The 26,901-nt window shown below is 65.8% G+C and carries 22 protein-coding genes; 9 read left to right on the forward strand and 13 right to left on the reverse strand.

Translation table 11 applies throughout. The features are described from left to right. Positions 1–31: 31 nt before the first annotated feature. The 5 genes from kynA to ACOZJV_RS00355 form a co-directional block, all read right to left on the reverse strand. On the reverse strand, positions 32–886 hold the full coding sequence (gene kynA / locus ACOZJV_RS00335; protein WP_421546454.1) for a tryptophan 2,3-dioxygenase: 855 nt from the start codon (positions 884–886) through the stop codon (positions 32–34). Between the two features lie 23 nt (positions 887–909). Then, positions 910–1,182, reverse strand: coding sequence for a MoaD/ThiS family protein (locus tag ACOZJV_RS00340; protein ID WP_078468848.1), 273 nt, complete (start codon positions 1,180–1,182; stop codon positions 910–912). Between the two features lie 21 nt (positions 1,183–1,203). Next, positions 1,204–1,638, reverse strand: a complete 435-nt coding sequence (locus tag ACOZJV_RS00345; RefSeq protein WP_421546455.1) for a M67 family metallopeptidase — start codon at positions 1,636–1,638, stop codon at positions 1,204–1,206. Between the two features lie 34 nt (positions 1,639–1,672). Beyond that, positions 1,673–2,836: a molybdopterin-synthase adenylyltransferase MoeB gene (gene moeB / locus ACOZJV_RS00350; protein ID WP_421546456.1), complete on the reverse strand. Its 1,164-nt coding sequence runs from the start codon at positions 2,834–2,836 to the stop codon at positions 1,673–1,675. 169 nt (positions 2,837–3,005) lie between these two features. Beyond that, positions 3,006–4,115, reverse strand: a complete 1,110-nt coding sequence (locus ACOZJV_RS00355) for an aminotransferase class I/II-fold pyridoxal phosphate-dependent enzyme (protein ID WP_421546457.1) — start codon at positions 4,113–4,115, stop codon at positions 3,006–3,008. 451 nt (positions 4,116–4,566) lie between these two features. Here ACOZJV_RS00355 and ACOZJV_RS00360 point away from each other — a divergent pair, with 451 nt between their 5' ends. The 6 genes from ACOZJV_RS00360 (at position 4,567) to ACOZJV_RS00385 (ending at position 14,981) form a co-directional block, all read left to right on the forward strand. Beyond that, the gene (locus ACOZJV_RS00360; RefSeq protein WP_421546458.1) at positions 4,567–6,576 is read left to right on the forward strand and encodes a TonB-dependent receptor; all 2,010 of its coding nucleotides are present in this window, start codon (positions 4,567–4,569) and stop codon (positions 6,574–6,576) included. A 17-nt stretch (positions 6,577–6,593) separates the two neighbouring features. Continuing rightward, on the forward strand, positions 6,594–7,631 hold the full coding sequence (locus tag ACOZJV_RS00365) for a methyltransferase (RefSeq protein WP_421546459.1): 1,038 nt from the start codon (positions 6,594–6,596) through the stop codon (positions 7,629–7,631). A 55-nt stretch (positions 7,632–7,686) separates the two neighbouring features. After that, positions 7,687–9,591, forward strand: a complete 1,905-nt coding sequence (locus ACOZJV_RS00370) for a CoA transferase (RefSeq protein ID WP_421546460.1) — start codon at positions 7,687–7,689, stop codon at positions 9,589–9,591. Continuing rightward, entirely contained in the window at positions 9,588–12,311 is a 2,724-nt protein-coding gene (locus ACOZJV_RS00375) for an AMP-binding protein (protein ID WP_421546461.1), read from the forward strand. The genes ACOZJV_RS00370 and ACOZJV_RS00375 overlap by 4 nt, the downstream gene beginning before the upstream one ends. Before the next feature lie 71 nt (positions 12,312–12,382). Then, positions 12,383–13,597: an MFS transporter gene (locus tag ACOZJV_RS00380; protein WP_421546462.1), complete on the forward strand. Its 1,215-nt coding sequence runs from the start codon at positions 12,383–12,385 to the stop codon at positions 13,595–13,597. A 16-nt stretch (positions 13,598–13,613) separates the two neighbouring features. After that, on the forward strand, positions 13,614–14,981 hold the full coding sequence (locus ACOZJV_RS00385; protein WP_421546463.1) for an MFS transporter: 1,368 nt from the start codon (positions 13,614–13,616) through the stop codon (positions 14,979–14,981). A gap of 19 nt (positions 14,982–15,000) precedes the next feature. Here the strand turns inward: ACOZJV_RS00385 and ACOZJV_RS00390 are convergent, their stop codons facing one another. After that, positions 15,001–16,281 (reverse strand): MFS transporter, encoded by a 1,281-nt coding sequence (locus tag ACOZJV_RS00390; protein WP_421546464.1) that lies wholly within the window; start codon positions 16,279–16,281, stop codon positions 15,001–15,003. A 335-nt stretch (positions 16,282–16,616) separates the two neighbouring features. On the opposite strand from ACOZJV_RS00390, the gene ACOZJV_RS00395 reads away from it, so the two are divergent. Continuing rightward, positions 16,617–17,564 carry an AraC family transcriptional regulator gene (locus ACOZJV_RS00395; RefSeq protein ID WP_043228957.1) on the forward strand — a complete coding sequence of 316 codons (948 nt, stop codon included), beginning with the start codon at positions 16,617–16,619 and terminating at the stop codon, positions 17,562–17,564. Positions 17,565–17,733: 169 nt separating this feature from the next. Then, entirely contained in the window at positions 17,734–18,411 is a 678-nt protein-coding gene (locus ACOZJV_RS00400) for a type 1 glutamine amidotransferase domain-containing protein (RefSeq protein WP_421546465.1), read from the forward strand. A gap of 157 nt (positions 18,412–18,568) precedes the next feature. Here the strand turns inward: ACOZJV_RS00400 and ACOZJV_RS00405 are convergent, their stop codons facing one another. Together ACOZJV_RS00405 and ACOZJV_RS00410 are read right to left on the reverse strand one after the other, a co-directional pair. Further along, the gene (locus ACOZJV_RS00405; RefSeq protein ID WP_421546466.1) at positions 18,569–19,135 is read right to left on the reverse strand and encodes a histidine phosphatase family protein; all 567 of its coding nucleotides are present in this window, start codon (positions 19,133–19,135) and stop codon (positions 18,569–18,571) included. 85 nt (positions 19,136–19,220) lie between these two features. Further along, on the reverse strand, positions 19,221–20,237 hold the full coding sequence (locus tag ACOZJV_RS00410) for an SDR family oxidoreductase (protein WP_421547563.1): 1,017 nt from the start codon (positions 20,235–20,237) through the stop codon (positions 19,221–19,223). A 188-nt stretch (positions 20,238–20,425) separates the two neighbouring features. On the opposite strand from ACOZJV_RS00410, the gene ACOZJV_RS00415 reads away from it, so the two are divergent. Further along, positions 20,426–21,316: a LysR family transcriptional regulator gene (locus tag ACOZJV_RS00415; RefSeq protein WP_421546467.1), complete on the forward strand. Its 891-nt coding sequence runs from the start codon at positions 20,426–20,428 to the stop codon at positions 21,314–21,316. 33 nt (positions 21,317–21,349) lie between these two features. On the opposite strand, the gene ACOZJV_RS00420 is transcribed toward ACOZJV_RS00415, so the two are convergent. The 5 genes from ACOZJV_RS00420 to ACOZJV_RS00440 form a co-directional block, all read right to left on the reverse strand. Further along, positions 21,350–22,342, reverse strand: a complete 993-nt coding sequence (locus ACOZJV_RS00420) for a LacI family DNA-binding transcriptional regulator (protein WP_201131417.1) — start codon at positions 22,340–22,342, stop codon at positions 21,350–21,352. Positions 22,343–22,417: 75 nt separating this feature from the next. After that, complete coding sequence (locus tag ACOZJV_RS00425; RefSeq protein ID WP_421546468.1) at positions 22,418–23,920, reverse strand: glycoside hydrolase family 32 protein; 1,503 nt, start codon at positions 23,918–23,920, stop codon at positions 22,418–22,420. Beyond that, positions 23,917–25,062 carry an ABC transporter ATP-binding protein gene (locus ACOZJV_RS00430; RefSeq protein ID WP_421546469.1) on the reverse strand — a complete coding sequence of 382 codons (1,146 nt, stop codon included), beginning with the start codon at positions 25,060–25,062 and terminating at the stop codon, positions 23,917–23,919. The genes ACOZJV_RS00425 and ACOZJV_RS00430 overlap by 4 nt, the downstream gene beginning before the upstream one ends. Before the next feature lie 27 nt (positions 25,063–25,089). Then, complete coding sequence (locus ACOZJV_RS00435; RefSeq protein WP_201131414.1) at positions 25,090–25,932, reverse strand: carbohydrate ABC transporter permease; 843 nt, start codon at positions 25,930–25,932, stop codon at positions 25,090–25,092. Beyond that, on the reverse strand, positions 25,929–26,891 hold the full coding sequence (locus tag ACOZJV_RS00440) for a carbohydrate ABC transporter permease (protein ID WP_421546470.1): 963 nt from the start codon (positions 26,889–26,891) through the stop codon (positions 25,929–25,931). The genes ACOZJV_RS00435 and ACOZJV_RS00440 overlap by 4 nt, the downstream gene beginning before the upstream one ends. Positions 26,892–26,901: the final 10 nt, after the last annotated feature.

A 26,901-nucleotide genomic window follows, 5' to 3' on the forward strand; every position in this document is an offset into this window, starting at 1 on the left:
CGCAGCGGCAGCGGGCTTGATAAGGCGTCGGCTAAAGGCTCGAGCGCAGGCTCCAGAGCTCAGGGAACAGCACGGTGCCGAGCATCTTGCGCAGGTACTCGACGCCTTCCGTGCCGCCGGTGCCTTTCTTGAAGCCGATCACCCGCTCGACCACGGTGACGTGGCGAAAGCGCCATTGGCGAAACGCATCCTCGATGTCCATGAGCTTTTCTCCCAGCTGGTACAGGTCCCAGTAGCGCTCCGGTTGTTGGTAGACCTGGACCCAGGCGGCCTCCACCGAGGCATCGCTGCGGGTCGGTTCGCTGGGGTCGGCGTCCAGTCGCAGGGCGGCAATGGGCAGGCCCTGGCGCGCCATCTGCTGGATGATCGCGTCGTACAGTGAGGGGCTGTGCAGGCAGCGTTCGAGGTTGCGGGCGATCTGCGGCGTGTGCTGGTGCGGCAGGAGCATGGCGCGGTTCTTGTTGCCGAACATGAACTCGATCTCGCGGTACTGGTAGGACTGGAAGCCCGAGGCTTGCCCCAGGTCCGAGCGAAAGCTGATGAACTCCATGGGGCTCAGGGTCGCCAGGATCGACCAGGAGCTGACCATCTGCTCCATGATCCGCAGGACCCTGGCCAGCACCCGGTGACTGCCCCCCAGTTGGCCGTGGTCGATCAACTGGCGGGCGTGACGCAGTTCATGCAACAGCAGCTTCATCCAGAGTTCCGATGCCTGGTGCTGAATGATGAACAGCATTTCGTTGTGTTGCTGGGAGCGTGGCGCTTGTGCGTCCAGCACTTTATCCAGCCCCAGGTAATCGCCGTAACTCATGCTTTCGGCGAAATCCAGTTGGGCGTCATGCCATTGTTGGGGTGGTGCTGGGTGCATATAGGGGCAAGGGCACATCGGTCATTCCTCGCTCGGGGGCGTTAAAAGCAGCCACCGGCGACGGCAGGCAGGATGGTGATCTGGTCCTGCTGCGTCACGGCGCTGTCGAGGCTCTGCAAGAAGCGGATGTCATCGTCGTTGACGTAGATATTGATGAACTTGTGAACTTCGCCGCCGTCGATCAGGCGGGCCGCAAGGCCCGGGTACTGCTGCTCGAGCGCGTCGATCACTTGCCTGACCGTTTGCCCCTGGGCCTCCACGGTTTTCTGGTTGGCGGTCAAGTGGCGCATCAGGGTGGGAACAATGATCTTCATGGGGTGGCACTCCGTAGGGGGTTAATCGGGCAGGTTCAGTGCAGCGACGGGCAGCGCATCGATGCGCACTTCCTCTTCGCTGACACAGCCCTGGACAATGCGAAAACTGCGCAGCGGCGGGTCGTAGTCCGCGGTGCTGACAATCAGGTAGTGGGCATTGGCGTCGGTGGCGAACGCGATGTCGGTGGCACTGGGGAAGGCCCGCGATGCGGTGTGGGAGTGGTAGAACACCCGGGGTTCTTCATCCCGGGCGTCCATCTCGCGCCAGACCTGGAGTTGCTGGCGCGGGTCGAACTCGAAATACACCTCGGAACGGGCACGGTTGACCATCGGGATCAGCCGCGTGGCGCGCTCGCTGCCGGCGGCTGCGGCGATGATTCCGCAGCATTCGATCGGGTGCGCCTGGCGCGCCTGGTCGAAGATCGCGCTGACGATGTCGTGGCTCAGCAGCAACATAAAGGGCTACTCGTTGGGGGCGGGGGGCGCGGGATCAATAGGCCGGCAGCGTCGGCGCATAGGCCGCGGCCCAGGCCAGGACCCCGCCTTCGAGGTTGCGCACGTTGTCGAAGCCTTGCTCGGTCAGGGCCTGGACCACCGTCCTGGAGCGGCTGCCGGCCTTGCAATAGACGACGATCTCGGCGTCCCGGGAAAGCTGCGCGTGGTGCACGCCGCTGAGCACCTGCTGCATCGGCATGAGCTGCGCCTGGGGGATGTGCAGGATGTCCCATTCGTTCTGTTCCCGGACATCGATCACCTGCAGCGGCTGCCCGCCCAGGCGCAGGGCTTGCAGGGCGTGGGCATCCAGGCTGGGCACGCTGGCCGGGGTCGGCACGCTGCCCAGGCCGCACAGTTGCTGGTAGTCCTGCAGCGCGGTGATCGGCTGGCGCTTGAGTGACGGGCGCAAAGGCAGGAAGCGGTAGCTCATTTCCAGGGCGTCATACACCGCAAGGCGCCCCAGCAGCGGCGTGCCGATGCCGGTGATCAGCTTGATGGCCTCGGTGGCCATGACTGCCCCGATGGAGGCGCAGAGCACTCCGAGCACGCCGCCTTCGGAACAGGATGGCGCCAGGTGCATGGGCGGCGGCTCGGGGTACAGGTCGCGGTAGTTGATCCCGCCGCCGGGTGCCTGTTCCCAGAACACCGAGGCCTGGCCTTCGAAGCGGTAGATCGAGCCCCAGACATAGGGCTTGCCCGCCAGCACGCAAGCATCGTTGACCAGGTAGCGGGTGGCGAAGTTATCGGTGCCGTCGAGCATCAGGTCATAGTTGGAAAACAGCGCCACGGCGTTGTCGTTGTCCAGGCGTTGCTGGTGCAGGTTGATCTGGATATGGGGGTTCAGCGCCTGCAAGGTGCGCTTGGCACTTTCAGTCTTGAGTTGGCCCACTTCCGCGAGGCGATGTATCACTTGTCGCTGCAGGTTGGACTCGTCCACCACATCAAAGTCGATGATGCCCAGGGTGCCGACGCCGGCCGCCGCCAGGTACAACAGCGTGGGCGAACCCAGCCCGCCGGCACCAATCACCAGGACCCGGCTGTGCTTCAAGCGTTGTTGTCCTTGCAGGCCGATTTCGGGCAATAACAGATGCCGGCTATAACGGCTTATTTCACTGGCGCTCAATGTGGCGTCAGCCTCTACCAGGGGGGGAAGTTGCATGGCTGTTCCTGTCTTGAATGAAATTCTGGGTGAGCGAAGCCCGCACCTCGATCAGCAGGTGATGCAGGCGTTGAAGGTTGTAGTGCTGTTGACGGTTGTAGCGCCGTTGCAGTCTTTTATTGACCAGGCCCGGGGTCAGCCCATCAAGGCGCCCATGCCCGCCGGTTGTTTAAATCGGATAGAAGAAGCCGTGGAAGTTGGCGCAAACCGTTTGGCTCATGACGGACTTGAAGACGTCCATTTCATCCCGGGTGCCTACCGTGACGCGCACCCACTCCGGGGCTTCGGGCCAGGCACGGCCGATGTGCACGCCGTGTTCCGCGAGGACCTGAATGACCTGGGGGGCCCGGTCCCCGACCTTCATCATGAAACAGCTCGATTGTGAGGCCGTGCACGGGATGTCCCGGGATTGCAGCCAGTCGATGGTTTCCTGCCGGGCCCGGGCGATTTCGAGCTTGCGTTGTGCCACTTGAGCGCTCTGGCCGAGGCTGGCCAGGGCGGCCTGGGCAGCGGTGATCGAGACGTCGTCGGCGGGCAGGGTGGTGATGCGCTGCAAGGTCTGGGGCTGGGCCATCGCCATGCCGACCCGCAGACCGGCCAGGCCATAGATCTTGGAAAAGGTGCGGAGCACGATCAGGTCGGGGCGCTGTTCGACCCAGGGCAGCATCGAGCGTTCATCGCAAAATTGCAGGTACGCCTCGTCCACCAGCAACACCGCGTCCCGGGGCTTTTCCGCCAGGGCCTGGAGGATGGCCTTATGGGGCGTGATGGTGCCGGTGGGGTTGTTCGGGTTGCACAGGTAGATCAGGCCGGCGTCTTCGATCGCGCACATGCGCTCCAGGTCGTGGGCGCCGTTTTTACCTAGGGCCACCTTGTGCACCTCGGCCCCGGCGCGCCGGGCGGCCAGCTCGCAGATCGGGTAGCCCGGGGAGGCCATGACCAGGGATTTGCTCGGCCCGGTAAAGGTCGCGGCGGCATAGTGCAGGGCCCGGTTGGAGCCCGGGTGCAGGGTCAGGTGGTCCCGGGGCACTGCCAGTTCCTGCGCCAGGGCCTGGTGCAGTTGATCGATCGCAGCGAAGCCGTAGCGCCCGCAATCCGGCAGGCTGTCGCGGGCCGCCTCCAGGGCCGGGGGCAGGGGGCCGAAAGGTGATTCGTTGAAGTTCAGGTACACCGCACGGCGATTCTGCTCGCTCACCGCCTGGCCGCCACTGCTGGCACTGGCACCTGGCGTCTGGGGTGTGAAGAGGTTGCTGTTTCTGAAGAAGTTGGAGAATTTCATCTCGGTTAAAAGTCCTGGAGAAAAGGGGACGTGCGCAAGCTCGGAGAGCCGACAGCGAGGTTGGCGTGGGCGCCGGTTGCGGCCTCAAGTGGCCGTAGGGCGAGCAGCCGACCGCGACGGTTTGCCGGGCGTCTTCCGGCATCTGCCAGGTATTGATAGGGGGAGCGCCTGCAGCGGGTGCAGGCATGCCAGGTCAATGGCTTGGGGCTGCAGCAGGGGCGGTGGGCTGGGGCCATCGCTCGGTGCGAATTCCTTTCTAGCATCACTGTGATCTCGAGTTGTCTCGTCGGGATTGGCCACACGTTAGAACCATTCTCAGGGGGGTGGAATAGTCCGCGCCGGAACCCATAGGAAATTCGTCGGACGGCATATTAATAAGAATGATTATCATTTTTTGCCGCTGTTACCATTTTTGCCATTGACCCAATGAGCACATTTTGGAGCGCATCAAATGAATGTCAGTCAGCCCGGGATCGGTCGTTGTGCCTGGGGAAAAAGCACGCCGTTGTGGGTCGCCCTGATGGTCGCGGCCGCGGCTCCAGCCCAAGCGCTGGAAGAGTTGCCAGCGATCACCGTGACCGCCAACGCCTTGTCCCAGAGCGCCGAGTCGGTGCCGGCGGCGATGAGTGTGTTCGACGGCCAGACCCTGGAACGCGAGCATGTGCAGGACCTGTCGGCGTTGTTGCGGCGGGTGCCGGGTTTTGGCTTCCAGCCCTTCGGCCAGTCGGCGATCCAGCCGCCGGTGGTGCGCGGCATCAGCTCCAACTTCGCCTCTTATTCATCTTCGGCGCTGATGATGGTGGACGGCGTGCCGACCTTCATGGCCCAGGGTTTCGACCACGACATGCTGGGGATCGAACGGGTCGAGGTGCTGCGTGGGCCACAGTCGGCGCTGTATGGGCGCAATGCTGAAGCCGGGGTGGTGAACATCTATACCCGCGCTCCGGACAACACCCCGCACGCCCGGCTTTCCACCGAGCTGGGCAGCCGCGACAAGCGCGTGGCGCGGGCCGACCTCAGCGGGCCGCTGGTGGAGGACCGCTTGTACCTCGGGGTCACCGGCAACTGGAGCGAGCAGGACGGCTATATCGATGACCGCTACCACGGTGGCGAGGCCGACGACCGCAGGAAGCACGGTGGCCGCATGGCCCTGCGCTGGACCCCGGACGACAGCTCCGAAGCCATCCTGCGCTACTCGCGCCAGGACTATGACGACGGCGCGGCCCAGTGGGGCGCCTCCGGCACTCCTCGGGCCCGGGTCAGCTCCGGCGTGCGCGGCTGGGATCACTCCAGTGCCCGCAGCGTCTCCCTGGACCTGAGCACCGAGCTGGCCTCGGGCCTGAAGCTGCGCTCGGTGACCGGCAACAGCGACTTCTACGACCGGGTCTTGCAGGACACCGACTTCCGGCCCGCCGACTCCCTGCACATCGGTCGCGACAATCACTTCAATACCCTGTCCCAGCAGTTCACCGTGGAAGGCACCCTGGGCGACAGCCAATGGGTCACGGGCATGTATTTCGATCGCGACCGGCACGACCTGGGCGGGGAGCAGAAGACCCCGATGCGCCTGCTGCCCTACAGCTCGAAACTGGAAGGGCACAGCGCCGCGCTGTTCAGCCACTGGATGATTCCGGTGGCCGAGCGCTGGACCCTGACCCTGGGCGGCCGCGCCGAGCGCGACTTTGTGCGCTTCACCCCGGAGGGCGGCGATTCCCGCGACGCCAGCTGGAAGCGCTTCTCGCCCAAGGTCGCCCTGCAATACGAATGGATGGATGACGCATTCGTCTATGCCAGCGTCGCCGACGGTTTCCGCGCCGGCGGTTTCAACACCTTCAGCCCGGCCGCCAACTACCCGGCCTACGCCCCGGAAAAGGTCCGCTCCTGGGAGGTCGGCCTCAAGGGCGGGGCCCTCGACCGCCGCCTGCAGTACTCGGTGGCCCTGTACACCATGAGCATCGACGATATGCAGGTGCAGCAGATGCTCACTCCGGGCGTGGTGTACATCGCCAACGCCGCGTCGGCGCGCTCCAGTGGCCTGGAATTGCAGGCCGACTACCTGCTGGGCAGCGGCTGGAAAGTCCTGGGCGCACTGGCTATCAACCGCACCCGCTTCGACAGTTTCACCGACGGTGCCAGTGACTATTCCGGCAATCACAACCCCTTCGCCCCGGACCTGACCGGCAACCTCGGGCTGCGCTACGACGCCGAGAGCCGCTGGTACACCCAGCTCAACCTGAGCGCCGTGAGCCGTACCTACCTGGACGCGGCCAACAGCAACCGCCGGGCCGGCTACGGCCTGATCGACCTGGACCTGGGGCGCAGCTTCGAGCGCTTCGAGGTCAGCGCCTACGTCAACAACCTGGCCAACAAACGCTACGACGCCGTGGGCTACCAGAACGGTTTCGTGGACGTCTACAGCCCACCTCGGGAGTTGGGAATGCGCCTGACATTCGACTTGTAAATAAGGGGATCCAGACCGTGAACATTATTGATTTCAACCACAGCCACCCGCTGCAGGCCTATTGGCAACTGGCCGGCGCTGCGGTCCAGGCCGACGCCCTGACCCTGGCCCTGGAACTGGACCTGTTCAGTGCCCTGGAGCAGCCCCTCGACGTGCCGACCCTGGCTGCGCGCCTGCAGCTGGCGCCGGACATCGCCGGGCACTGGCTCGAGCTGCTCTGGAGCATGGCGCTTTTGCAGCGCATCGACGGGCCGGACGGCAGCCGCTATGGCCTGAGCGACACTACTCGCCGCTACTGGCTGCCGGGGCCCCAGGGCTGTGTCGACGCCTGGCATTACCGGCTCAAGGCCTTGCGCCAGACCGGTGCCAGCCTGCGCCAGCGACTCAGCGGCGAGCCGCTCCAGGCGCCGGCCAAGCCCCAGGGCGGCGGGCAGGACTGGGCGGCTGCGGCGGCCAGCCATATCGCCCAAGAGCAACAGGCGATCAGCGTGCCGGCGGTGCTCTCGTTATTGCAGATGCTGCCCGAAGTGCAACGGGCCGAGCGGGTGCTCGACCTCGGTGGCGGGCCGGGGCTGGTGGCCCAGGCCCTGGCCCGGGAATACCCCGGCCTGCACGCGACGGTCTTCGACTGGCCGCCGACCGCTGCCGTGGCCCGGCAGTTGGTGGCCGAGGCCGGCTTGCAGGAGCGGGTGACAACAATGGGCGGCGACCTGTCTCGGGACTCGTTCGGCGAAGGCTATGACGTGATCTGGTGTTCCTCGGTGGTGCATTTCGTGCCCGATTGCCTCGACCTGCTGCGCCGCGTGCTGGGTGCATTGCGCCCGGGCGGGCTGTTTATCAGCGCCCATGCCGAACGTTCCGCGCAGCCCGGGATGAATGCCCGGGTCATGCCGTACTACTTGCCGATGCTGATGGCCGGGCGCTTTGTCCCGCGTGCCGGGGAAATGGCCGGGCTGCTGGCCGAGGCCGGCTTCGCCAGCGTGGAGCACGCCGGTGAATGTGATTTCCCCATGGCGCCGCTGACCGTGCTGCTGGCCCGCAAGGGCGTGCGATGAGCGCCCGGATTCGCGGCCCGGTGACGGGCCATTGGACCTTGCAGGAGGCGCAGCCATGACGCTTTATTCCTCTGCCCGGGCGCTCGACCAGAGTCCGAGCGTCTCACTGACAGTCCCTGGGCAGCCCTTGCTCCAGCACCTGACCTTGCAGCTGCCGGCAACGGCCTGGCCACCTTCGCTGGCTCCGGTCGCCCGGGCCCTGGGGCGGCGCCTCAAGGCCTTGGGCGGGCAGGTGCTGGAGGCCGACGCCACAGCCCCTAGGCCGGGTTTGAATCGATCGGCCCCTGGCTTGCTGGACGACGCCGGACGCCAGGTGGAACTGCACCTGCGGCCCTGGCCGGGGGCCTCGACCCTGGACGCCAGCGCCGCCCTGGTGGAAGCGGTGGTCGGCATCACGGCCCTGCACCAGCGCTCCACCGGCCAGCCATTACCCCTGGGCGTGGACTACTGCGCTACCTTCAGTGCCTCGCTGCTGCTGACCACGGCCCTGGCCAGCCTGGTGGGGCAGGCGCGGGGTTTGCCCCGGGCGCGGGTCGCCATGAGCCATGGCGGGGCGGCGCTGCTGGCCCTCGGTCAGTACCTGGCCATGGACAGTGCCGACGGCGGCTACCCGCCCGAGCCCGCGCCCCCGGCGGATGCGGCACGGCCGCCCTTTACCAGCGCCGATGGCGTGGTGTTTGAACTGGAGGCGCTGAACCCGGACGCCTGGCTGCGTTTCTGGAACCTGGCCGGTGTTGCCACTCCCGTGGCCGGCAAAGGCTGGCGACCGTTCATGCAGCGCTACACCCGGGCCACGGCCTGGTTGCCGGCAGCGCTGTTCAGCGCGGTCGGCGGCCATGGGTTTGCCGCGTTGCAGGCCATGGCCAAAGAGGCCGGCACCGAGCTGTGCGCCCTGCGTCGTTGGCAGGATTGCCGCCATGAGCCATCGTTCCAGCGCTGGATCCAGGGCGGCGGCTGGCGCTGCTTCGACCTGGCCCAGGAGCCTGTCGCCAGCCTGCCCGGCGACCGCCTGCCACCGCAGCAGGCCGGCCTGCCCTTGCAAGGGATCACCGTGGTGGAATGCTGCCGCTTGATCCAGGGCCCGTTGGCCGGGCATCTGCTGCGCCTGCTGGGGGCCACGGTGATCAAGGTCGAACCGCCGGGAGGCGATCCGATGCGCGGCATGCCGCCGATGACCGGGGACATCTCGGCGCATTTCGACGCGATCAATCAGGGCAAGCAGTGTGTGCAAATCGATTTGAAAGCGGCCAGCGGGCGCGCCGAGCTGCTGGCGTTGCTGGCCGACGCCGACGTGTTCCTGCACAACTGGGCCCCCGGTCGGGATGAGCAACTGGACCTGCAGCCGCAGACCCTCGCTCGGCTGATGCCGCAGTTGATCTACGTCTCGGCCTCGGGCTCCGGCCCCGCGCCGGCGCCGGAGCACCCTCCGGGTACCGACTTCATGATCCAGGCCTACAGCGGCCTGGCCGCGCGCATCCGCCAGCCCGAAGGGGCCGCTGGCGGGGCGCTGCTCACCCTGATCGACGTCCTCGGCGGGGTGGCTGCGGCCGAGGGCACGGTCGCGGCGCTCTACGCCCGGCAACGCGATGGCCGGGGCCGCTACCTCGATTCGTGCATGGCCGGCGCCGCTGCGCTGTTGCTGGCCGAAGAACCCGCTGAGCCGGTGGCCGGGCAGGCCGGCGCTGTCGCCTGCCGCGACGGCTGGCTGATGCTCGACCTCGCGCAGACCGCCGAAGGTCACGACTACCCGGACCGTCTCGAGGCCGGGGCTGACCTGGCGCGCTGGTGCGCCGAGCAGGAGACCCAGGCCTGCTGCGCCGCGTTGCAGGCCCGGGGCCTGATGGCCGTGGCCGTCACCGCCGATCTGCGCCAGTTGCCCGAGCAGCCGCTGCTGGCGGGCGCCTTGCGCCAGTCGGCCTACCTACACGTGAACAACCCCTGGGAGATTTCCAGTTTATGAATGGCGCCTCACTGGCTGATACCCGGACGGCTGTCGCCAGCCATCCGGACCACCCCGAATTTATCGATCTGGTGCCCGGCTCCCTGCGTCGACAGTGGCGTGAGCAAGGGCTGTACAGCGGGCTCGACCTGTTCTCCTCGTTTTACCGCCTGGCCTTGCAGCAACCCCGGGCGCTGGCGGTGGCGGATGCCGAGCACAGCCTGGATTACCAGCAGTTGCTGGAGCGCGCCCTGAGCCTGGCCCATGCCCTGGGGCAACAGGGTGTGGTCGCCGGCGATGTGGTGGCGGTGAACCTGGCCAATGGCTGGCAGGCCTGCGCCCTGGACTTGGCCGTGGCAGCGCTGGGGGCGGTGGTCCTGCCGTTTCCCATCGGCCGCAAGAAGCGTGAAAGCCGATCGCTGTTGCAGCGCTCCCGGGCCAAGGCCCTGGTCTGCTCGCGCTGGGTCGGCGAGACCGACTACGGGGCACTGATCGATGAGCTGGCCGAGCAATTGCCGGCCTTGCGCATCCGCATTCTGCAAGGCCAGGCCCGGGAGGGCTGGCTGGATCTGGATCGACTCTGGGACGGGCCGAGGCTGGCCTTCGAACCGGGGCGGATCGACGCCGACGGCCCGGCGCGGCTGATCGCGTCCTCAGGGTCGGAGTCGGAGCCCAAGCTGGTGGCCTATTCCCACAACGGCCTGCTCGGTGGCCAGGCGGCCTACCTCGACAGCCTGAGCCGCAGCGACGCTCCGGTGCGGGCCCTGTTTTGCGTGCCCCTGGCGTCGCCGTTCGGCTCCCTGGCCACCTCCTGTGTGATGGCCGCCCAGGGCGGGGCCCTGGTCACCTTGCCGCGTTTCGATCCGGACGAGGTGTTGCGGGCGGTGGTCCGGCATCAGGTCACCCACCTGTACGCCGGGCCGAACATGGTCGACCTGTTGCTGGCCAGCCCGCTGTTGCAGCAAGCGCCCTGGTCCGGGAGCAGCCTGGCGCTGGAAGCGATCATCAGCGGCGGTTCGGCCCTCAGCGCCGAGACCGCCCGTGGCGTGCAGCGCCTGCTGGGGTGCCGCTTGATCCAGTCCTATGGGTCCGCCGATGGTGTGGCCTGCCACACGGCCCTCGACGACCCGGCCTCGGTGCTGGTGGCCAGCGTGGGCAAGCCGGACCCGCGAGTGGTCGGCATCCGCATCGTGGATGAACAGCAACAGGCGCTGCCGATGGGTGAGGTGGGCGAGATCTGGGCCCTCGGGCCCATGACCCCGCTGTGCTACTACGGCGCCCCGGAGCTGAACCAGAGCGCCCGGGCCCCGGGTGGCTGGGTCAAGACTGGTGACAAGGGCCGGCTCGACGCGCAGGGGCGGCTGCAGGTGGTGGGCCGCAAATCCGACGTGATCCTGCGCAAGGGGATCAAGGTCAATGCCGGGGAGCTGGAAATGCTCCTCCACGAACACCCCCAGGTGCTGGATGTGGCGGTGGTCGCCGTGCCTCGCGCCGGCGGCGAAAGCTGGGTCCAGGCCTGCGTGGTCCTGCGCGATCCCGGGCAGGGCTTGAGCCTGGAGGCGGTCAATCACTTCCTGCAGCACCAGATCGGCCTTGAACGCTTCAAGTGGCCGGACGCCGTCAGCCTGCACCCGGCCTTTCCCCTGGCCCCTTCGGGCAAGGTCGACAAAGCAACTTTACGTGACGAACTATCGAGGAACAGCATGAACCAATCCGTTTCCCCCGTGACCCTGAGCGCCGCCCCGATCCTCGACATCCTGACCGGTGTCGAACGCGCCGGGGTCCTGCGCGCCGCCATCGAACTCAAGGTCTTCGACGGCCTGGCCGAGCAGGCCGCCAGCGCCGCGACCCTGGCCCGGGAACTGGGCACCAGCGAGCGCGGCATGCGCATCCTGCTGTCGGCCCTGGCCGGCCTCGGCCTGCTGCAAGTCGGTGGCGACGGGCGCTATGCCCTCAACGACCTGTCGCGGCGCTACCTGCTGAGCGAGAGCCTGCAGTACGTGGGCGGTCTGGCCCAGGTCTACAGCGCCGACCTGATGTGGGAAACCTTCCGCGATTTCAAAAGCGCGGTGATCGCCGGCAAAAGCACCCTGGCGCAGAACATCGAGGCCGATGACCACCCGTACTGGCAGGAGTTTTCTGCGGGGATCGAAAGCACCAGCCGTACCACGGCGCGCCGAGTGGTGGCGCTGTTGGATGAGTGGACGGCGCGGCAAGCGCGGCTGCGGATTCTCGACGTAGCCTGCGGCAACGGTATCTACGGCTTCACCTTTGCCCAGAAGTACCCCCAGGCCCAGGTCACCGGCCTCGACTGGCCGTCGGTGGCCAGCGTCACTGAAGGCTTTGCCCGGCAGTTCGGGGTGGCCGAGCGGGCGCGGGTGATTGGCGGCGATATCTTCTCGGTGGAGATCCCCGGCCAGTACGAACTGGTGATCATGAGCCAGATCCTCCACCACTTCGATCCCGAGCGATGCCGGCAGTTGATCGCCCGCGCCCGTGCGGTGCTGGCCCCCGGCGGCAAGCTGCTGATCAGCGACTTCATGACCACCGCGATCGACCCGGCCCTGGACCCGCTGCCACGCCTGTTCGCCGCGCAGATGCTCGGCCTGACCGACTGCGGCGACACCTACGCGGTGAGCTTTATCCAGTCGCTGCTGCTGGAACAGGGCTTTACCGAGGTCAAGGCCCAGCCGCTCAAGGGCCTGCCGATCCACTGCCTGGTGGCCAGCGCCCCGGCCTGATCCGCGCTACCCGCTGTCAACCGGCGCATGGGCCTGCCATGCGCACGGCTTCCCATTGTCTGGAGGTTTGCATGAACGTTGAACAATCCGCCGTCACCGGGCTTCGCCCGCGTGCTTCGGCGCGCGGCGAGCTGTGGCTGCTGCTGGGTTTTATTGTGGTGACGCTGAACCTGCGGATCGCCTTCGCCGGGGTTGGGCCGATCCTTGGCGAACTGCGCCTGAGCGCGACCCAGGCGACCCTGATCGCCTCGCTGCCACCGATCTGCCTGAGCCTGTTCGCCCTGGTCGGTGTGCGCCTGCGCCAGCGCTTCGGTGAGGAGCGCACGCTGTTCGCCGCGTTGCTGGTGCTGGCACTCGGTTGCGGGGTCCGGGCCCTGGGCGTGCACGGCCTGTTTGTCGGCACCTTGCTCGCCGGGGTCGGCATCGCGGTGATGAACGTGGTGGTGCCGGCCCTGGTGCGCAAGCGGTTCCAGCCGACCCAGATCGGTCACATGATGGGCCTGTTTTCCCTGATGCTCGGCGGTGGCGCGGTGTTGACCGCCGGCTTGACCGTGCCGATCTACCAGGGCTTGGGGGCGACGGTCGACGCCGCTTACCTGACCCTGGGCGCCTGGGCCATCCCGGCGTTGATCGCCCTGGTGTTCTGGGCGCCCCAGTTGGGCCATGGGCAGCCGCTTGCGGCGACGGGCGCAGTGGCCAGCGGGGGCAGGATTCGGGTCCTGAAGAATCGCACCGCCTGGTCGATCACTCTGTTCTTCGGTTTCCAGGCCCTGAACCTCTACGCCTTGCTGGCCTGGTTGCCGAGCATCTATGTCGAGCGCGGTGCCACGGTCGCCGAGGCGGCGCTGTACCTGGCGGTGTCCCAGGTGGGCCTGGTGCTGGGGGGCTATTTTGCGCCGGTGCTGGCGGCCCGGGTCAGGGACCAGCGTGGTTACATTGCCGCTACCGTGGGCTTGTGCCTCGCGGGGTGCCTGGGCCTGCTGTACGCGCCCTTGCCGCTGGCCTGGCTGGCGGTCCTGGTGCTGGGCATCGGCCAGGGCGCAGGGCCGGCCCTGAGTGCCCTGCTGTTTGTGCTGCGCAGCCCCGATCAGCAGGTCACCACCCAGTTGTCGGCCATGGCCCAGGGGTTCGGTTTCATGATCGCCGTGCTCGGCCCGCTGGGCATGGGCTTGCTGCATCAGTATTCCGGGGGCTGGATTCTGCCGTTGCAGGCCTTGATCGGCATCCTGTTGTTCGAACTCTGTGTCTCCCTGCGTGCCGGCAAGCCCGGCACCCTGGCTGATTGAGCGGGGGAGAGGCGCCATGACCCACGCCCGGGAGACCCTGGAGCACCTGTCATTGAGTACCCAGATCAACGCCCGCATCGAGGGCCTGCCAGTGGTCGGCTGGCAGGCCCGGGTGCGCCTGTTGCTGGGGGTGATCACCTTTTTCGAAGCCTTCGACCTGCTGCTGATTTCCTTCACCCTGCCGCTGCTCAAGCAGCAGTGGCAGCTGGACCCGACCCAGGTCACCCTGATCATCGGCAGCGGCACCCTGGGCATGCTCCTTGGCGCGCTGTTCGCCGGGGCCCTGGCCGACCGGGTGGGGCGCAAGCCGGTGTTGCTGGCGGCGATGCTCCTGACCGGGCTGTTCAGTGCGCTGATCGCCTGTTCCAGCGATTGGCAAGGGCTGCTGCTGGGGCGCCTGCTGCAAGGGATCGGGATTGGCGCCGAGGTGCCGATCGCCGCGCTGTACCTTAGTGAAATCGTCAGCGCCAGGGTCCGCGGGCGTTTTGTGCTGGTGTATGAGCTGTCCTTTCCCTGCGGCCTGATGTTCGCCGGGATGGCCTGCACCTGGGCCTTGCCGCTGATGGGCTGGCGTCCGCTGTACTGGCTGGGCAGCGTGCCTCTGCTTCTGGCGGTGCTGGTCTACGCCTATGTACCCGAGTCGGCGCGCTGGCTGGCGGCGCGAGGCCAGTTCCGGCGGGCCCAGGCGTGCATGGCGCACATGGAGCGGGCCACCGGTTGCGCGGTGCCCGAACCGACGCCGGTCGAGGACCTGACAACCGCGGGCCGCCGGGCCAGCGTGGGCTGGCGGCAACTGTTCAACCCTGGGCTGCGGCATGCCTCGGCCAGCGTCGCGGCCTTGTGGTTCCTCGGTTACCTGGTGAATTTCGCCTTGTTGATCTGGCTGCCGAGCCTGTATGTCGAGGTGTTTTCCACATCCCTGGCGCAGGCCCTGAACTTCGCCTTGTTGAGCAACGTCGCCGGCCTTGCCGGGTGCATGGCCGGCGCTGGATGCGTCGATCGGATCGGCCGCGTGCCGTTGCTGTTCGGCGGCTACCTGGGGGCCGGTCTGAGCCTGGTCTTGATTGCGCTGACGGTGGCGGCGCAGCAGGTGTTGCTGGTGGCGCTGCTGGCGGCCAGTTGTTCGTTTTTTCTGTACGCGGCGAACATGAGCCTGCACCTCTACACGCCCGAGCTGTACCCCACGTTACTGCGGGGCAAGGGCGCGGCGTGGGGCGCATTGTGCAACCGCACTGGGGCCCTGCTGGGCTCCATCGGCATGGGCTGGCTGCTGGCCTGGGACTGGGGGGCGATGGCGATTTTCATCCTGCTGGGCGGGCTGTTGCTGCTGGCCAGCGCCATCGCCCTGCAGGCCCGGGAAACCAAAGGCCGGGCGCTGGGTTGAGGCAATGTCGGATAGTGGCTTATGAGCCCTGCAGTTGCCCGGGCTGATGGGAAGGGCGGTCAAGGCTGAAGATCCGCTTGCGGCTGTGCCAGGCCAGGAGGAATACCACAGTCAGGCCCACCAGCAGGCAGCTCAACATGCCGGAGTAGCCGAGACGGTCGAGCAGCACCCCGGCAAGGATCGGCACCAGGGTGCGGGTGGCGACGAACAGGCTCGACTGGATGCCGTAGTCCAGGGCCGCCAGCCCGGGGCGGGTGTGGTACATCATCAAGCCGAACATCAGGCCGGCCGAGGCGCCCATCGCCAGGGCCACCAGCATGGCGGCGGCGATCAAGGCGGTGTGACCCAGGCCGGCCACCACCACCAGGGTCAGGAAACCGATGGCCAACAGATTGCCCAGGGCCAGCAGCGGCAGGCTGATGCTGGCGCCGATCAGGCGGGTCAGGCGTCCGGCGAGCATGCTGGAGAGGGCGCCGACCAGGCCGCCGACAATCCCGACGATAAGGGCGATGCGGTCTGCAGCGAACCCCTGGTCGAGCATCAGCGGCTTGAGGTACAGCCACACCGCACCGAGGAACGGGTAGTACAGCAGCACCAGCAAGCCCCAGACGCGATGTTCGGCCACTGCAAAGTAGCCCGGCCATTGGCGCCAGCCGGCCTGCACCGGCAGCGGCTCGGGCCGAGCCAGGGACGGCGCCTCGGGTTGCCCGGCCCCGGGCTTGAGCCAGGGCAGCAGCCCGGCCCCCGACAGCAGGCCCAGGCCCAGTACGTAGAAAGGCCAGGCCCAGCCGGTGCGGGTGTGCAGCAGCAACATGACGCCACCGCCGACTATCGCCCCCAGGGACATGGCTGCGGATCGAATGGCACCGGCGCGGACCCGTTCCGACTCCGGGAGGATCTGGATCGCCAGGGCGTTCAGCGGCACATCGGCCCAGGTGCCGAGCACGCTGACCAGCATCGCCAGGAGGAACATCAGGCGCGGCTCGGTGTTGCCCAGGTCATGGGCCGCGAGCAGCCACAAGGCGCCGGCGTAGCCGAGCACCAGCACCAGGCTCCAGTTGCGGTAGCTGGCCCGGCCCAGCCGATAGCGATCGACCGGGGTGGCCAGGAGGAATTTGAACATGGCGGGCAGGCCGGCCAGTTGCATCAGACCGATCTGGGTACCGCTCCAGCCGTTCTGGCGCATGACCAAAGGCAGGCCGATGTACAGGTAGATCAGGGGCGCGGTGAGCGCCAGGTTGAGCCAGCCCAGCAACAGCTGTTGGGGCCACCATGAGGTGCGGGGAGCGGGGATCGGCATCGAACAATTCCTTATGGGCGTCGGATCAGGCGCAGGCCCGCCTCCCGGGGCGGGCGGCAGGCGATGACAGGGTCGCCCTGGTCATCCGCGGCGGGGTGGCGCAGGCGGATAGGGCTGGTCAGGACGGTATGTTAGTGCAATCCGAGATGAGAATGATTAGCATTGCTTGTGCGTGGCGGTGAATAACCTATGGGAAACGGCTGGCGGCCTTGGGTCTGCCGGGCGCTGTAGTCGGATCCGCTGCCATCAGATCGGTGCCGGCTTCGCCGTGGCACCGCAAGGAAGCCAGGCAAGCGCGGCCGTTCGAGTCAGGCACGCGCGTTGAGGGAATGGAAATGCGAGAGTTATCGAGCCCGGCCCGGGCCAGTCAGGATTCATCGGCGTCTTCCTCCTGGACGCAGTTCGAGGGCGCTGCGGGAACGGGCAACTATCAGGTCGAGCGGCTGGACTGTGAAGCGGGGTTCACGGTGATCAAGTCCCAGATGACCGCCCACAAGATCTGCGCCGAGCTGTGCCAGCACCAGGGGGCGGAGCGCATGCTGGTGATTGCCTTCGCGTTGTCCGGGCAGTCGGAGTTCCGTTGCCCGAACGGCCGGGAAATGAAGTTTCAGCCCAACCAGGCGACGGTCTCGGTTTTTCGCGAGGGCCAGGGCCAGCGGGTGTACGCCGCCGACACGCCGATCCAGCAATTGCGCCTGGTGGTGACCGAGTCGGCCCTGGCCCGATTCGTTGGCCCGGAGCGCTGCCAGGGCCTGCTCGGCAGCGCCCTGGGCCAGCATGAAAGCTTTCGCCAGGTGGCCTGCTGCGACATCAACCCCAGCGAGCACCTGCGGCGCCTGAAAAGCCCGAGCATCCACCACCAGGACGGCCTGACCCAGCGCATTCATGCCTTGAGCCTGCTGTCGGAGCAGCTCCAGGCCCTCGAAGTGGCCCCGAGCCGCCAGGCCAAGTTGACCGCTCGGGACCTGGACACCCTGGATCGCATTGACCTGTACATGCAGTCCAATCTGGACCAGCCGCTGAACAACGCCTACCTGTGCGCGGCCATGGGGGTCAGCGAGTACCGGCTCAAGGAATACTTTCGCCAGGTCCACGGCATCAGCCCGGGACGTTACCTGCTGGAGCTGCGGATGAACCGCGCGCGGGAATTGCTGGGCGCCGGCTATCGGGTGTCCGAGGTGGCGTACAAGGTCGGTTACCAGCACCCGAACAACCTGACGGCGGCGTTTACCCGGCACTTTGGCCATACGCCCAAATCGGTGTGTGGCAACCGCGCCACCTGAGTCTGGGCAGGCGCTGCGCTACCTGGGCGATTGACCGCTGTGGCAATCATCCGGAACGCCGGCCGCCGTTCGCTTGTCAAACCCCCTTCAGCAGCCTGGTGATCAACCCCGTCATGGTCCCTTCGGGTCCGGGCGCCTGGCACGACACTGCGACAATGAGGAATATGCGATGAAAGTTCTGATGGTTCTCACGTCTCACGATCAGTTGGGCAACACCGGTTTGAAAACCGGGTTCTGGCTTGAAGAGTTCGCCGCCCCTTATTACGTGTTCAAGGATGCCGGCGCCGAAGTGGTGCTGGCGTCGCCGGCGGGCGGCCAGCCGCCGTTGGACCCGAAGAGCGAACAGCCCGATTTCCAGACTGCAATGACCCGGCGCTTCAACGCTGACCCGGCGGCGCAGAAGGCCCTGGCCAGCACTGTCAAGCTGGAGACGGTCAACCAGCAGGACTTCGACACGGTGTTCTACCCGGGTGGGCATGGCCCGCTGTGGGACCTGGCCGAGTCCAGGACCTCTATCAGCCTGATCGAGTCGTTCGAGCGTGCCGGCAAGCCCATCGGCTTTGTCTGTCACGCGCCTGGGGTACTGCGGCATGTGCAGGCCGCGGATGGCACGCCGTTGATCAAGGGCCGTCGTGTGACCGGCTTCACCAACGGCGAGGAGGCGGCGGTGCAACTGACCGATGTCGTGCCGTTCCTGATCGAAGATGAGTTCCAGCGCCTGGGCGGGCTGTATGAGAAAGGACCGGATTGGGCACCGTTCGTGGTCGAGGACGACAAACTGATCACCGGCCAGAACCCGGCCAGTTCCGAGGCCGTGGCCAAGGCCCTGCTGGCGCGCTTGAGCTAAAGGCTGCTGGCTTCACCGATAAGGCCAGACACGCACGTGTGGCGAGGGAGCTTGCTCCCGCTGGGCCGCGCAACGGCTCCGAAAAAGCGCTGGAGCACCTACAACTTCAGCGCCAGCAAACGCCCTCGCCCTGGGTGACCTGTGCCTTGCCCGTGCCTTAGCTCGCCTCGCGATGCTGATACACCGTCGCACTCCAGTAACGGCTGCCGTTGCGGGTCTGGCGAGTCCAGCCATCGGCCAGCAGTTGCCTGGCGATCAGGCGATTTATCACCCCATGCCCGAGCAGCAGCACCGGTCCTTCGCTGGCCAGCGACTGCAGGCGTTGCGCTGCGCGGCTGGCACGGGCCCGGGCATTGGCGGCGGATTCGACGTTGGGCGAGTAACCGCACAGCCATAAGACCCGCAGGATAACGGCCCAGGTAAACGGCGAGAGCCGTGGTCGTTTCCAGCGGGCAAAAGGCAGTTGCGCTTCGCAGAACATCCCATCGACCAGGACCGGCTCCAGGCCCAGCGCCTGGACCGAGGAGAGTGCACGAGGCGCGGTGCTGGAAACGATCACCCTGGCCCTGGCCGCGAGTTGCCTGCTGGTATCGGGGGCAGGTTGCCGGGTGATGACGGACTGGTCGTAATCTTCGATCCACGCTTTCATGCCGAGCGCCGACACGTTGCCGGTGGCCGCCAGCTGCGGCTGGCCATGGCGCATCAGGATTATCTCTCTGCTCACAGTTGCTTTACGTCCTTGTAGTCGGGGGCGCGAGATTAACGGTTTTGGCACTGACGGATGGGGATTTATCGCGCACGGCAGGGGGTTAGGGTTTGAACCCGCCATGCTCCCGATACCAGGCCAGCGTGTCGCCAATGGTCTGCTCCAGCACCCGGAAACTCAGGCCCAGTTCCTGTTCACTCTTGCGGTGGTTGAAGCAGGTGCGGTGCTCCTCCCGGATCAACAGGCGCAAGGTCGCCATGCTCAGCAAAATAGGTTTGCCGCTCAGGCGTGCGTAGGCTTCCTGTACCGCTGCCAGGGCGTAGAGGAAGGGCAGTGGCAGCCGTCGAACCGGGGTCTTGACTCCCGCAATACGCCCCAGCACAGGCACCAGTTGGGCCATGGTCAAGTTCCGACCTGCGGCAAGATAACGCTCGCCGCGCCGTCCGTGCTTGGCGGCAGCAATCAGCGCCCAGGCTACATCTCGGGCATCGACCACAGAGAAGGTGCCGGGGATCAGCCCGGGCAGCTTGCCATTGACCACATCCTTGACCAATTGCCCCGAAGAGGTCGGGCCCCTATCGCCCGGTCCCCACATCCAGCCCGGCAGCACCATGCAGGCGTGCAGGTCGGGATGGGTTTCAAGAAACCCCAGGAGCACCCGCTCAGCCCGTATCTTGCTGCGGTAGTAGTCATCGGCGTCGGCCTCGGCCCGCAGGCAGGTCTCATCGATGGCGCTGTCCGGTGCGCCGTCGAGCACGGCAATCGAAGAGGTATGGACAAAGCGCCGAATGCCCGCGCCATAAGCCTGGTGCAGCAGCGCTTGCGTGCCGGCGACATTGACCTTTTCCAACTGCTCGCGGTGACTGCCACCCTTGTAGTTATCGCGAAAGAAGGCCGCCGTATGAAACACCGTATCGCAGCCGTGCAGTGCCGCTGCGAACGCCTCGACATCGGCCATGTCTCCCACTACCAACTCCACGCTCGGCAGGTCGTAGAACTGTTGTTCGCCTTTGCTTCGTGAGCGGACCAGGGCCTTGACCGCGTAGCCCCGGGCCACCAACTCACGTACCAGGTTGTTGCCCAGCAGGCCGGTTGCGCCGGTCACGAAGGTGCTGCGCATGGCCGCTTGCGCAGCCTGCGGAGGGAAGGCGGTTGCGGTGGGGTGTACAGGGTTGTTGTGGCCGGTGGTCATACAGTCCATTCCAGTAGTTTCCAGGGCCGGTAGATATACCTTCGCGACCCCTCATGAAAAACAGCGACTGCTGCATAATGGCTTTGCATAAATGCAAAGCATCGAGGATGGGACGTATGGCTGTGCAAGCAAACTGGGACGATCTTCGTCTGCTGTTGGCCGTCTCGCGCCGTGGCAGTTTTCTGCAGGCCGGCCAGTTGCTGGGTGTCGCGGCGTCGACCGTATCCCGCCGCCTGACCCAGCTCGAAGCCGCCCTGGGCGAACCCCTGATCGAACGAGGCGTTGAAGGATGCTGGTTGACCGCGCGCGGCCAATCCCTGGTAGAGGTCGCCCAGGCGGCGGAAGCGGGGTTGCGGCGTCAGACGGCGACGGACCTGCCCGGGCTGCACCCGGAGCTGCATGGCAGTGTGCTGGTCAGCGCGGGGGAGGGGTTCTCGTCGAGCGTGCTGGAGGCCGCGAGTCGTTTCACTACCCTGCACCCGGGGTGTTCCGTGGAGCTGCTGGTCACTGCCGACTTGCAGAAAATCGCCCGCGGTGTGGCGGATATCGCGGTCCGCACCACGCACCTGGGTGAGCCCTCGCTGATTTATCGAGCCTTGGGCCAGCTCTCCTACGGGGTCTTCGCCGACGCCGGGTATCTCAAGCGCTGTCCCGAGGTGACCCCGGCCACTGTGCTCAATATCGCCCTGCTGCCGCCGCTGGACATGCTGCCGCAGATGCGTGCCGCCAAAGCGGCGGGCCTGGATCGGGCGCAACTCAGCGTCAACTCGTTCGCTGCCCAACTGGAGTCGGTGAAGCGCGGCATGGGGGTGGCGGTCCTGCCCCGTATCCTGGCGCAGGACCTGGTCGAGCTGTTCCCGGAGCTGGAGCTTCCAGCCATGGAGGTCTACCTGGTGACTCGGCCTCAGGCGCTGAAGCAGCCCCATATAAAGTGTTTCTTCGCCATCCTTGAGCAGGTGCTGCATGAAGCCCTGGGCGTGGAGCCTGTTGAAGGGTGCGCCGGCTGACTCCCGGGTTCGCCATTAGCACACCCATGGTTTTTACAGCGATGCTCTGACCACCAATGGACAATCAACCGGCTGGGCTCCCGACACCTCGAGGGTTTCGATCAAGTGCCGGGCGGCATTGCGTCCGATTTCGTAGTACGGCAGTTGCACCGTGGTCAGGGGCGGGATGAACAGCTCGGCGATACCGATCATGTTGTCGTAGCCAAGCACCGCGACGTCGGTGGGGATTTTCAGGCCACGGCCCAGCAGCAGTTGATACGCGCAAAAAGCAATGCGGTCGTTGCCGCAGATAAGAATATCGAACTGCGGACGGCCCTCGATGATGTGCCGTTCGAGGATCGCGGCGGTTTCACCGTAGGCGTCATGTTCGGACAGGTCGTACTGCAACAGTCCGTCATGGGCCAGGCCGAACGCCTGGCAGGCCCGCTGCATGCCTTTTTGTCGCAGTTCCCAGGCCAGGCTCTGTCTGGGCAGGTTGATAAACAGCGGGCGCCGGTAGCCCTGGCTCAATGCGTGATGGACCGCTCGGTACTGGCCCATTTCGTCGTCGGGCACATAGCTGACCAGACGGCTGTCATCGGCCAGGCAATTGGCGAGGACCAGGGGTTTGCTTTTCAAACGCTCGGGTATGCACACCTCGCGCAGCCCCATGGCGCTGAAGATCAAACCGTCGGGGCGGTGAGACAGCATCAGGTCGATGTTCTGGTCGGTGGGCGGGTTGCTGAGCAGGTTGAGGATAAAGACGTTCCAGCCGGCTTGTTGCGCGGTCTGCTCGATGGACAGCAGCAGTTCGACCGCGAACGGTGTGGTCGCGGTGTCCAGGGCAAACACGCCGATGGTGCGGGTCTGCAGGTTGTCTCCGCGAATCCTGCGCGCCGACAGGCTCGGTACGAACTGCAGTTCATCAATGGCGCGGCGTACCCGTTGATAGGTCTCGGGGCTCAGTTTTTCCGGATTGTTGAGCGCGCGCGAGACGGTCATCAGGGACACACCGGCCAGCTGTGCAACGTCTTTCACTGAAGTCATGCTAGGCGGGGCCTGTCAGGGTGACGGGCGATCATGACACAGGGGCCGGACTTGTTGCGACTGCAATGACCCCCCTCATCGCCAGCCCGAGGCCAGTGGCCACGCATCGGCAATCGCCACCCGGCCGCCCTGCGCATTGGCCAGCAGCTTGACTCCCAGGCTGTCGGTTTGCGGGTAGAGGCGGCTGCTGAGGGTGAAGCGGCCCTGGCTGTCGAACACCTCGATGGAGGAGCGATCGAGGAACACTCGCAGTTCAATCCGCCCCGACGCCGGGTCTATTGCCACGCTGCGCTGGCCGCTGACATGGCTTCCCGAGTGGCTTCGGTCCAGCACCAGGCGCTGCAGCGCAGCATCGTAGTAGAGCAGGGTGCGTTCATGGCCGTCCGCGCTGCAACGCAAGGCCACCCCCAACTGGCCGTCGGTGCTGCCGAGCAGGTCCAGCAGCAGGTGAATTTCTAGCCTGTCGCCCCGGATATGCGGCACCCATTGGCTGTCCGATTCGCTCAACCAGGGCGTGCCTGTCAATGGTGCCTGGCGCAGCGCGATGAGTTCGCGGGCGGGAAATACCCGCAGCCGATCGGCGTGCAGTTCAAGTTCGCGCGGCAGGCCGAGCATCCCGCGCCAGTGGTGGGCGGCGCAGGGCGTCGGGCTTTCCCACATGTCGAGCCAGGCCCACACCAGGCGCCGGCCATCGGCCGCCTCCAGGGTCTGCGCCGCATAGAAGTCGTGGCCGTTATCCAACTCAATAAAAGGCCCGCCCGTGAACTGCCACTGGCTGTCGAGACGGCCCACGCGATAACCGGTGTGGTACTTGTTGAGTTGTGCGTAACCCTGGGCTGGCATGCCTTGGGGCGAATACAGCAGCACATCGCGCCCGTCGAGGCGAAACAGGTCCGGGCATTCCCACATATAGCCATCGCCGTCGCTGCCGCTGGCCACATAGTCGAGGAACTCCCAAGTGTGCAGGTCCGCAGAGCGGTACAGCGGCAGCAGTGGCTGGTCCTCCAGGCGCGCGCCGGCAATCAGGTACCAGTGCTCATCCTGCCGCCAGACCTTGGGGTCACGAAAATGCATGATACTGGCGTGCGGCGCCGCCTCGATCACTGCGCCGTGCTTGACGAAGTGGATGCCGTCGACGCTGGTGGCGAGGCACTGGACCTGGCGAATAAAACGCTCGTCACCCACCTCCCCGAGCCAGGCATGCCCGGTGTAGATCAGGGCCAGGGTGTCGCCGTGCACCACCGCGCTGCCGGAAAAACAGCCGTCACGGTCGACGTCATCACCGGGCGCCAGGGCGATGGGCAAGTGCTGCCAATGCACCAGGTCAGCGCTCTTGGCGTGCCCCCAGTACATCGGGCCCCACTTCGCATCAAAGGGGTAGTGTTGATAGAACACGTGGTATTCGCCGCGAAAGTACACCACGCCGTTAGGGTCGTTCATCCAGCCTGCCGGAGGGGCCAGGTGATACCCCGGGCGATAGTCGTCGACAACCCGTGCCCGGCCGGTATTCAGCGCCTGTTGCGCCTGCTCGATAGCGGCGGACATCGGATCGCTCAGTGCATTCAAGGACAACGTCATAGGGCGCCTGCTTTGACCGAGCGCAACGCAGCGCCTTCAGCCAGGTGTTGATGGGTCGGTGGCTGGCGTTTCAAGGCGCGGCCATCAGCGTTGAACAGGTGCAGGTGCTCGACCGGCAGGTGCAGCTCGACCCGGTCGCCTGCCTGCCATCCGGCGTTGGCCTCGCAACGGCAGATCAGCGGCTCCTCTTGGCCGGTGTCGAGGTGCACATAGGTTTCGCTGCCCAGGTATTCGACCCCGATCACGAGCACGCCCGCGCCGCCGTCCGCGGCCTTGAGTGATACCTGCTCCGGGCGGATGCCCAGGGTCACTGGGGTGTTGGCGTCCAGGTCCGAGCTGTCGAAGGGCAGGGCAGTCACGCCCAATAGCGGGCTGTCGATCAGGCTGCTCAGGCCTGGAGCATGCAGGCGCGCTTCCAGGAAGTTCATCCGTGGCGAGCCGAGAAAACCGGCGACAAAGCGGCTGGCCGGGTGTTCGTAGAGGTCGCGTGCGGAGCCGACCTGTTCGACTCGGCCACCGTTAAGCACGACGATTTTGTCGGCCAGGGTCATGGCTTCGACCTGGTCGTGGGTGACGTAGATCATGGTCGAGCCCAGGCGCTTATGCAGCCGGGCGATTTCGTTGCGCATCTGCACCCGCAACGAGGCGTCCAGGTTGGACAACGGTTCATCGAACAACAAAATGTCCGGCTCCCGCGCCATGGCCCGGCCCATTGCCACGCGCTGACGCTGCCCGCCCGAGAGCTCCTTGGGCTTGCGTTGCAGCAGGGTGTCCAATTGCAGGATCTTCGCAGTTTTCAGCACGCGCTCGCGCAGGCTGATCTTGTCGGTCTTGGCCAGCTTGAGGCCGAAACTGATGTTGTCGTAGACGCTCATGTGTGGGTACAGCGCGTAAGACTGAAACACCATGCCGACCCCGCGCTCGCGTGGCTCCAGGTCGTTGACCCGGCGCCCATCGATCAGCAGGTCGCCGTCGCAGATCGAGTCCAGTCCGGCGATCAGTCGCAGCAGGGTTGACTTGCCGCAGCCCGAAGGACCGACGAAAACCACGAACTCACCCGCTGCGATCTCGAGGCTGACGTCACGCAGAATCCGCATGCCGCCCAATTGTTTGTTGACGTTGGCTAACTTCAATTTGATCACGGTGCTGTTCCTTGTAGTTGTTGGGCATCAACCCTTTAACGCGCCGGTAGTCAGGCCGGAGACGATACGGCGCTGGAAAACCAGGACCAGAATCACCAGCGGCACGGTCACCAGCACCGATGCCGCCATCAGCAGTCCCCAGGGCAGCTCATGGGAGCTGCCGCCGGAAATCAGGGCGATGGCAACCGGTACCGTGCGTTGTGTGTCGGTGAGGGTGAAGGTCAGGGCGAACAGGAATTCGTTCCACGCGGCGATAAAGGCCAGCAAGCCGGTGGTTACCAGAGCTGGCCACAGCAGTGGCAGCAGCACACGGGTCAGCGTGACCCAGGGCGAGGCGCCATCCATGATGGCCGCTTCCTCCAGTTCGTGGGGCAGTTGCCCCATAAAGGTGGTCAGCACCCAGACGGTAAAGGGCAGGGTGAAAATCGTGTAGCTGAGGATCAACGCCCAGGAGGTGTTGTACAGCCCCAGGGCGCGGATCACTTCAAACAGGCCTGACAGTACCGCCACCTGGGGAAACATTGAGACCCCCAGCACCAGCATCAACACCACACCACGCCCGCGAAACTTGACCCGGCCCAAGGCATAGGCGGCGGTCAGGCTGAGAAACAGCGCCAGCACCACCACGCTCAAGGCGACCAGCAGCGAATTGCCAATGGCCTGCAGAAACGAGGGCTGGTTGAGGACCGCCGCGTAGTTGGAAAAGTCCGGTTTATCGATCCAGTAGCTCACCTCGAACAAGGCGCTGGAGGGCTTGAGTGAGGTGATGACGGCGTAATAGAAGGGGAACACGGCATACAGCAGCAGGATCCCGATCAGGCACCAGAGTCCGAGGCGCAGCAGCGCTTTTTTCAGCAGGCGCAGGTTCATGCGCGAACCTCCATTTGTCGGCGTCCAAGATAGAGATAGAGCACAGCGATAACCGCCACCACCAGAAACAGCAGGGTCGAGGCCGCGCTGCCGTAGCCCACGTCCTGGAATTCCACCAGGTGCTGACGGGCATAGACCGACATGCTCATGGTGCTCGAGGAGTTCGAGGTCAGTACGTAGATCACGTCGAACACGCGCAGCGAGTCGAGGATGCGGAAGATCGCCGCCACCAGCAGTGCCGGCATCAGCAGCGGCACCGTGACTCGCCAGAACACCCGCAGGGGATGGATGCCGTCGACCCGTGCGGCTTCGTAGCAATCACCGGGCAGCATCTGCAAGGCCGCCAGCATCAGCAGCGTGACGAAGGGCACGGTCTTCCAGACGTCGACGATGATCACCGCCCACATCGACAGCGCCGCATCCGCGGTCCAGGCCAGGGGCGCGTCGATCAGGCCCAGGCTCAGCATCAGGTGATTGATGACGCCGAACTGGTCGTTGAGCATCCAGGACCAGATCTTGGCCGAGACAATGGTCGGGATCGCCCATGGGATCAGGATCAAAGCGCGCACCAGGGAACGGCCGGTGAACTTGAGGTTCAGCAGCAACGCCACCAGCAGCCCCAGGACCATTTCCAGGCCCACCGAGATCACGGTGAAGTGCAGGGTGTTGCGCACCGCGTTCCACCATTGCGGATCGACCAGGATCCCCGACCAGCTGGAGCCGTTATGGAACAGGTAATTGCTCAGGCCGACAAAGGAACCGCCGGTGGTGTCCGCCAGGTTGGCGTCGGTCAGGCTGAACCAGAAGGTGCGCAACAGCGGCCAGGCCGCGACCAGTGCCAGGCACAGCAGCATGGGCGCGAGAAACAGCCAGGCTGCGCGTACGCGGCGGCGCTGGACAGGGGTTTCCCGGGTGGCGAGAGGCTCGTCACAGGGGAGCGCGGGAGAAGAGACAGGCATGAGTGATTCC

Origin of the sequence: Pseudomonas sp. QD4 (assembly GCF_049199125.1) — a bacterium.
GTDB lineage: Bacteria > Pseudomonadota > Gammaproteobacteria > Pseudomonadales > Pseudomonadaceae > Aquipseudomonas.

What these genes read in the sequence shown, in the direction of transcription:
- ACOZJV_RS00400 (WP_421546465.1), top strand. Translation starts at nt 17,734, where the DNA reads ATGAAAGTTCTGATGGTTCTCACGTCTCACGATCAGTTGGGCAACACC.
- ACOZJV_RS00385 (WP_421546463.1), top strand. Translation starts at nt 13,614, where the DNA reads ATGACCCACGCCCGGGAGACCCTGGAGCACCTGTCATTGAGTACCCAG.
- ACOZJV_RS00435 (WP_201131414.1), bottom strand. Translation starts at nt 25,932, where the DNA reads ATGAACCTGCGCCTGCTGAAAAAAGCGCTGCTGCGCCTCGGACTCTGG.
- ACOZJV_RS00345 (WP_421546455.1), bottom strand. Translation starts at nt 1,638, where the DNA reads ATGTTGCTGCTGAGCCACGACATCGTCAGCGCGATCTTCGACCAGGCG.
- moeB (WP_421546456.1), bottom strand. Translation starts at nt 2,836, where the DNA reads ATGCAACTTCCCCCCCTGGTAGAGGCTGACGCCACATTGAGCGCCAGT.
- ACOZJV_RS00340 (WP_078468848.1), bottom strand. Translation starts at nt 1,182, where the DNA reads ATGAAGATCATTGTTCCCACCCTGATGCGCCACTTGACCGCCAACCAG.
- ACOZJV_RS00425 (WP_421546468.1), bottom strand. Translation starts at nt 23,920, where the DNA reads ATGACGTTGTCCTTGAATGCACTGAGCGATCCGATGTCCGCCGCTATC.
- ACOZJV_RS00420 (WP_201131417.1), bottom strand. Translation starts at nt 22,342, where the DNA reads ATGACTTCAGTGAAAGACGTTGCACAGCTGGCCGGTGTGTCCCTGATG.
- ACOZJV_RS00410 (WP_421547563.1), bottom strand. Translation starts at nt 20,237, where the DNA reads ATGCGCAGCACCTTCGTGACCGGCGCAACCGGCCTGCTGGGCAACAAC.
- kynA (WP_421546454.1), bottom strand. Translation starts at nt 886, where the DNA reads ATGTGCCCTTGCCCCTATATGCACCCAGCACCACCCCAACAATGGCAT.
- ACOZJV_RS00395 (WP_043228957.1), top strand. Translation starts at nt 16,617, where the DNA reads ATGCGAGAGTTATCGAGCCCGGCCCGGGCCAGTCAGGATTCATCGGCG.
- ACOZJV_RS00355 (WP_421546457.1), bottom strand. Translation starts at nt 4,115, where the DNA reads ATGAAATTCTCCAACTTCTTCAGAAACAGCAACCTCTTCACACCCCAG.
- ACOZJV_RS00370 (WP_421546460.1), top strand. Translation starts at nt 7,687, where the DNA reads ATGACGCTTTATTCCTCTGCCCGGGCGCTCGACCAGAGTCCGAGCGTC.
- ACOZJV_RS00360 (WP_421546458.1), top strand. Translation starts at nt 4,567, where the DNA reads ATGAATGTCAGTCAGCCCGGGATCGGTCGTTGTGCCTGGGGAAAAAGC.
- ACOZJV_RS00415 (WP_421546467.1), top strand. Translation starts at nt 20,426, where the DNA reads ATGGCTGTGCAAGCAAACTGGGACGATCTTCGTCTGCTGTTGGCCGTC.
- ACOZJV_RS00380 (WP_421546462.1), top strand. Translation starts at nt 12,383, where the DNA reads ATGAACGTTGAACAATCCGCCGTCACCGGGCTTCGCCCGCGTGCTTCG.
- ACOZJV_RS00375 (WP_421546461.1), top strand. Translation starts at nt 9,588, where the DNA reads ATGAATGGCGCCTCACTGGCTGATACCCGGACGGCTGTCGCCAGCCAT.
- ACOZJV_RS00390 (WP_421546464.1), bottom strand. Translation starts at nt 16,281, where the DNA reads ATGCCGATCCCCGCTCCCCGCACCTCATGGTGGCCCCAACAGCTGTTG.
- ACOZJV_RS00440 (WP_421546470.1), bottom strand. Translation starts at nt 26,891, where the DNA reads ATGCCTGTCTCTTCTCCCGCGCTCCCCTGTGACGAGCCTCTCGCCACC.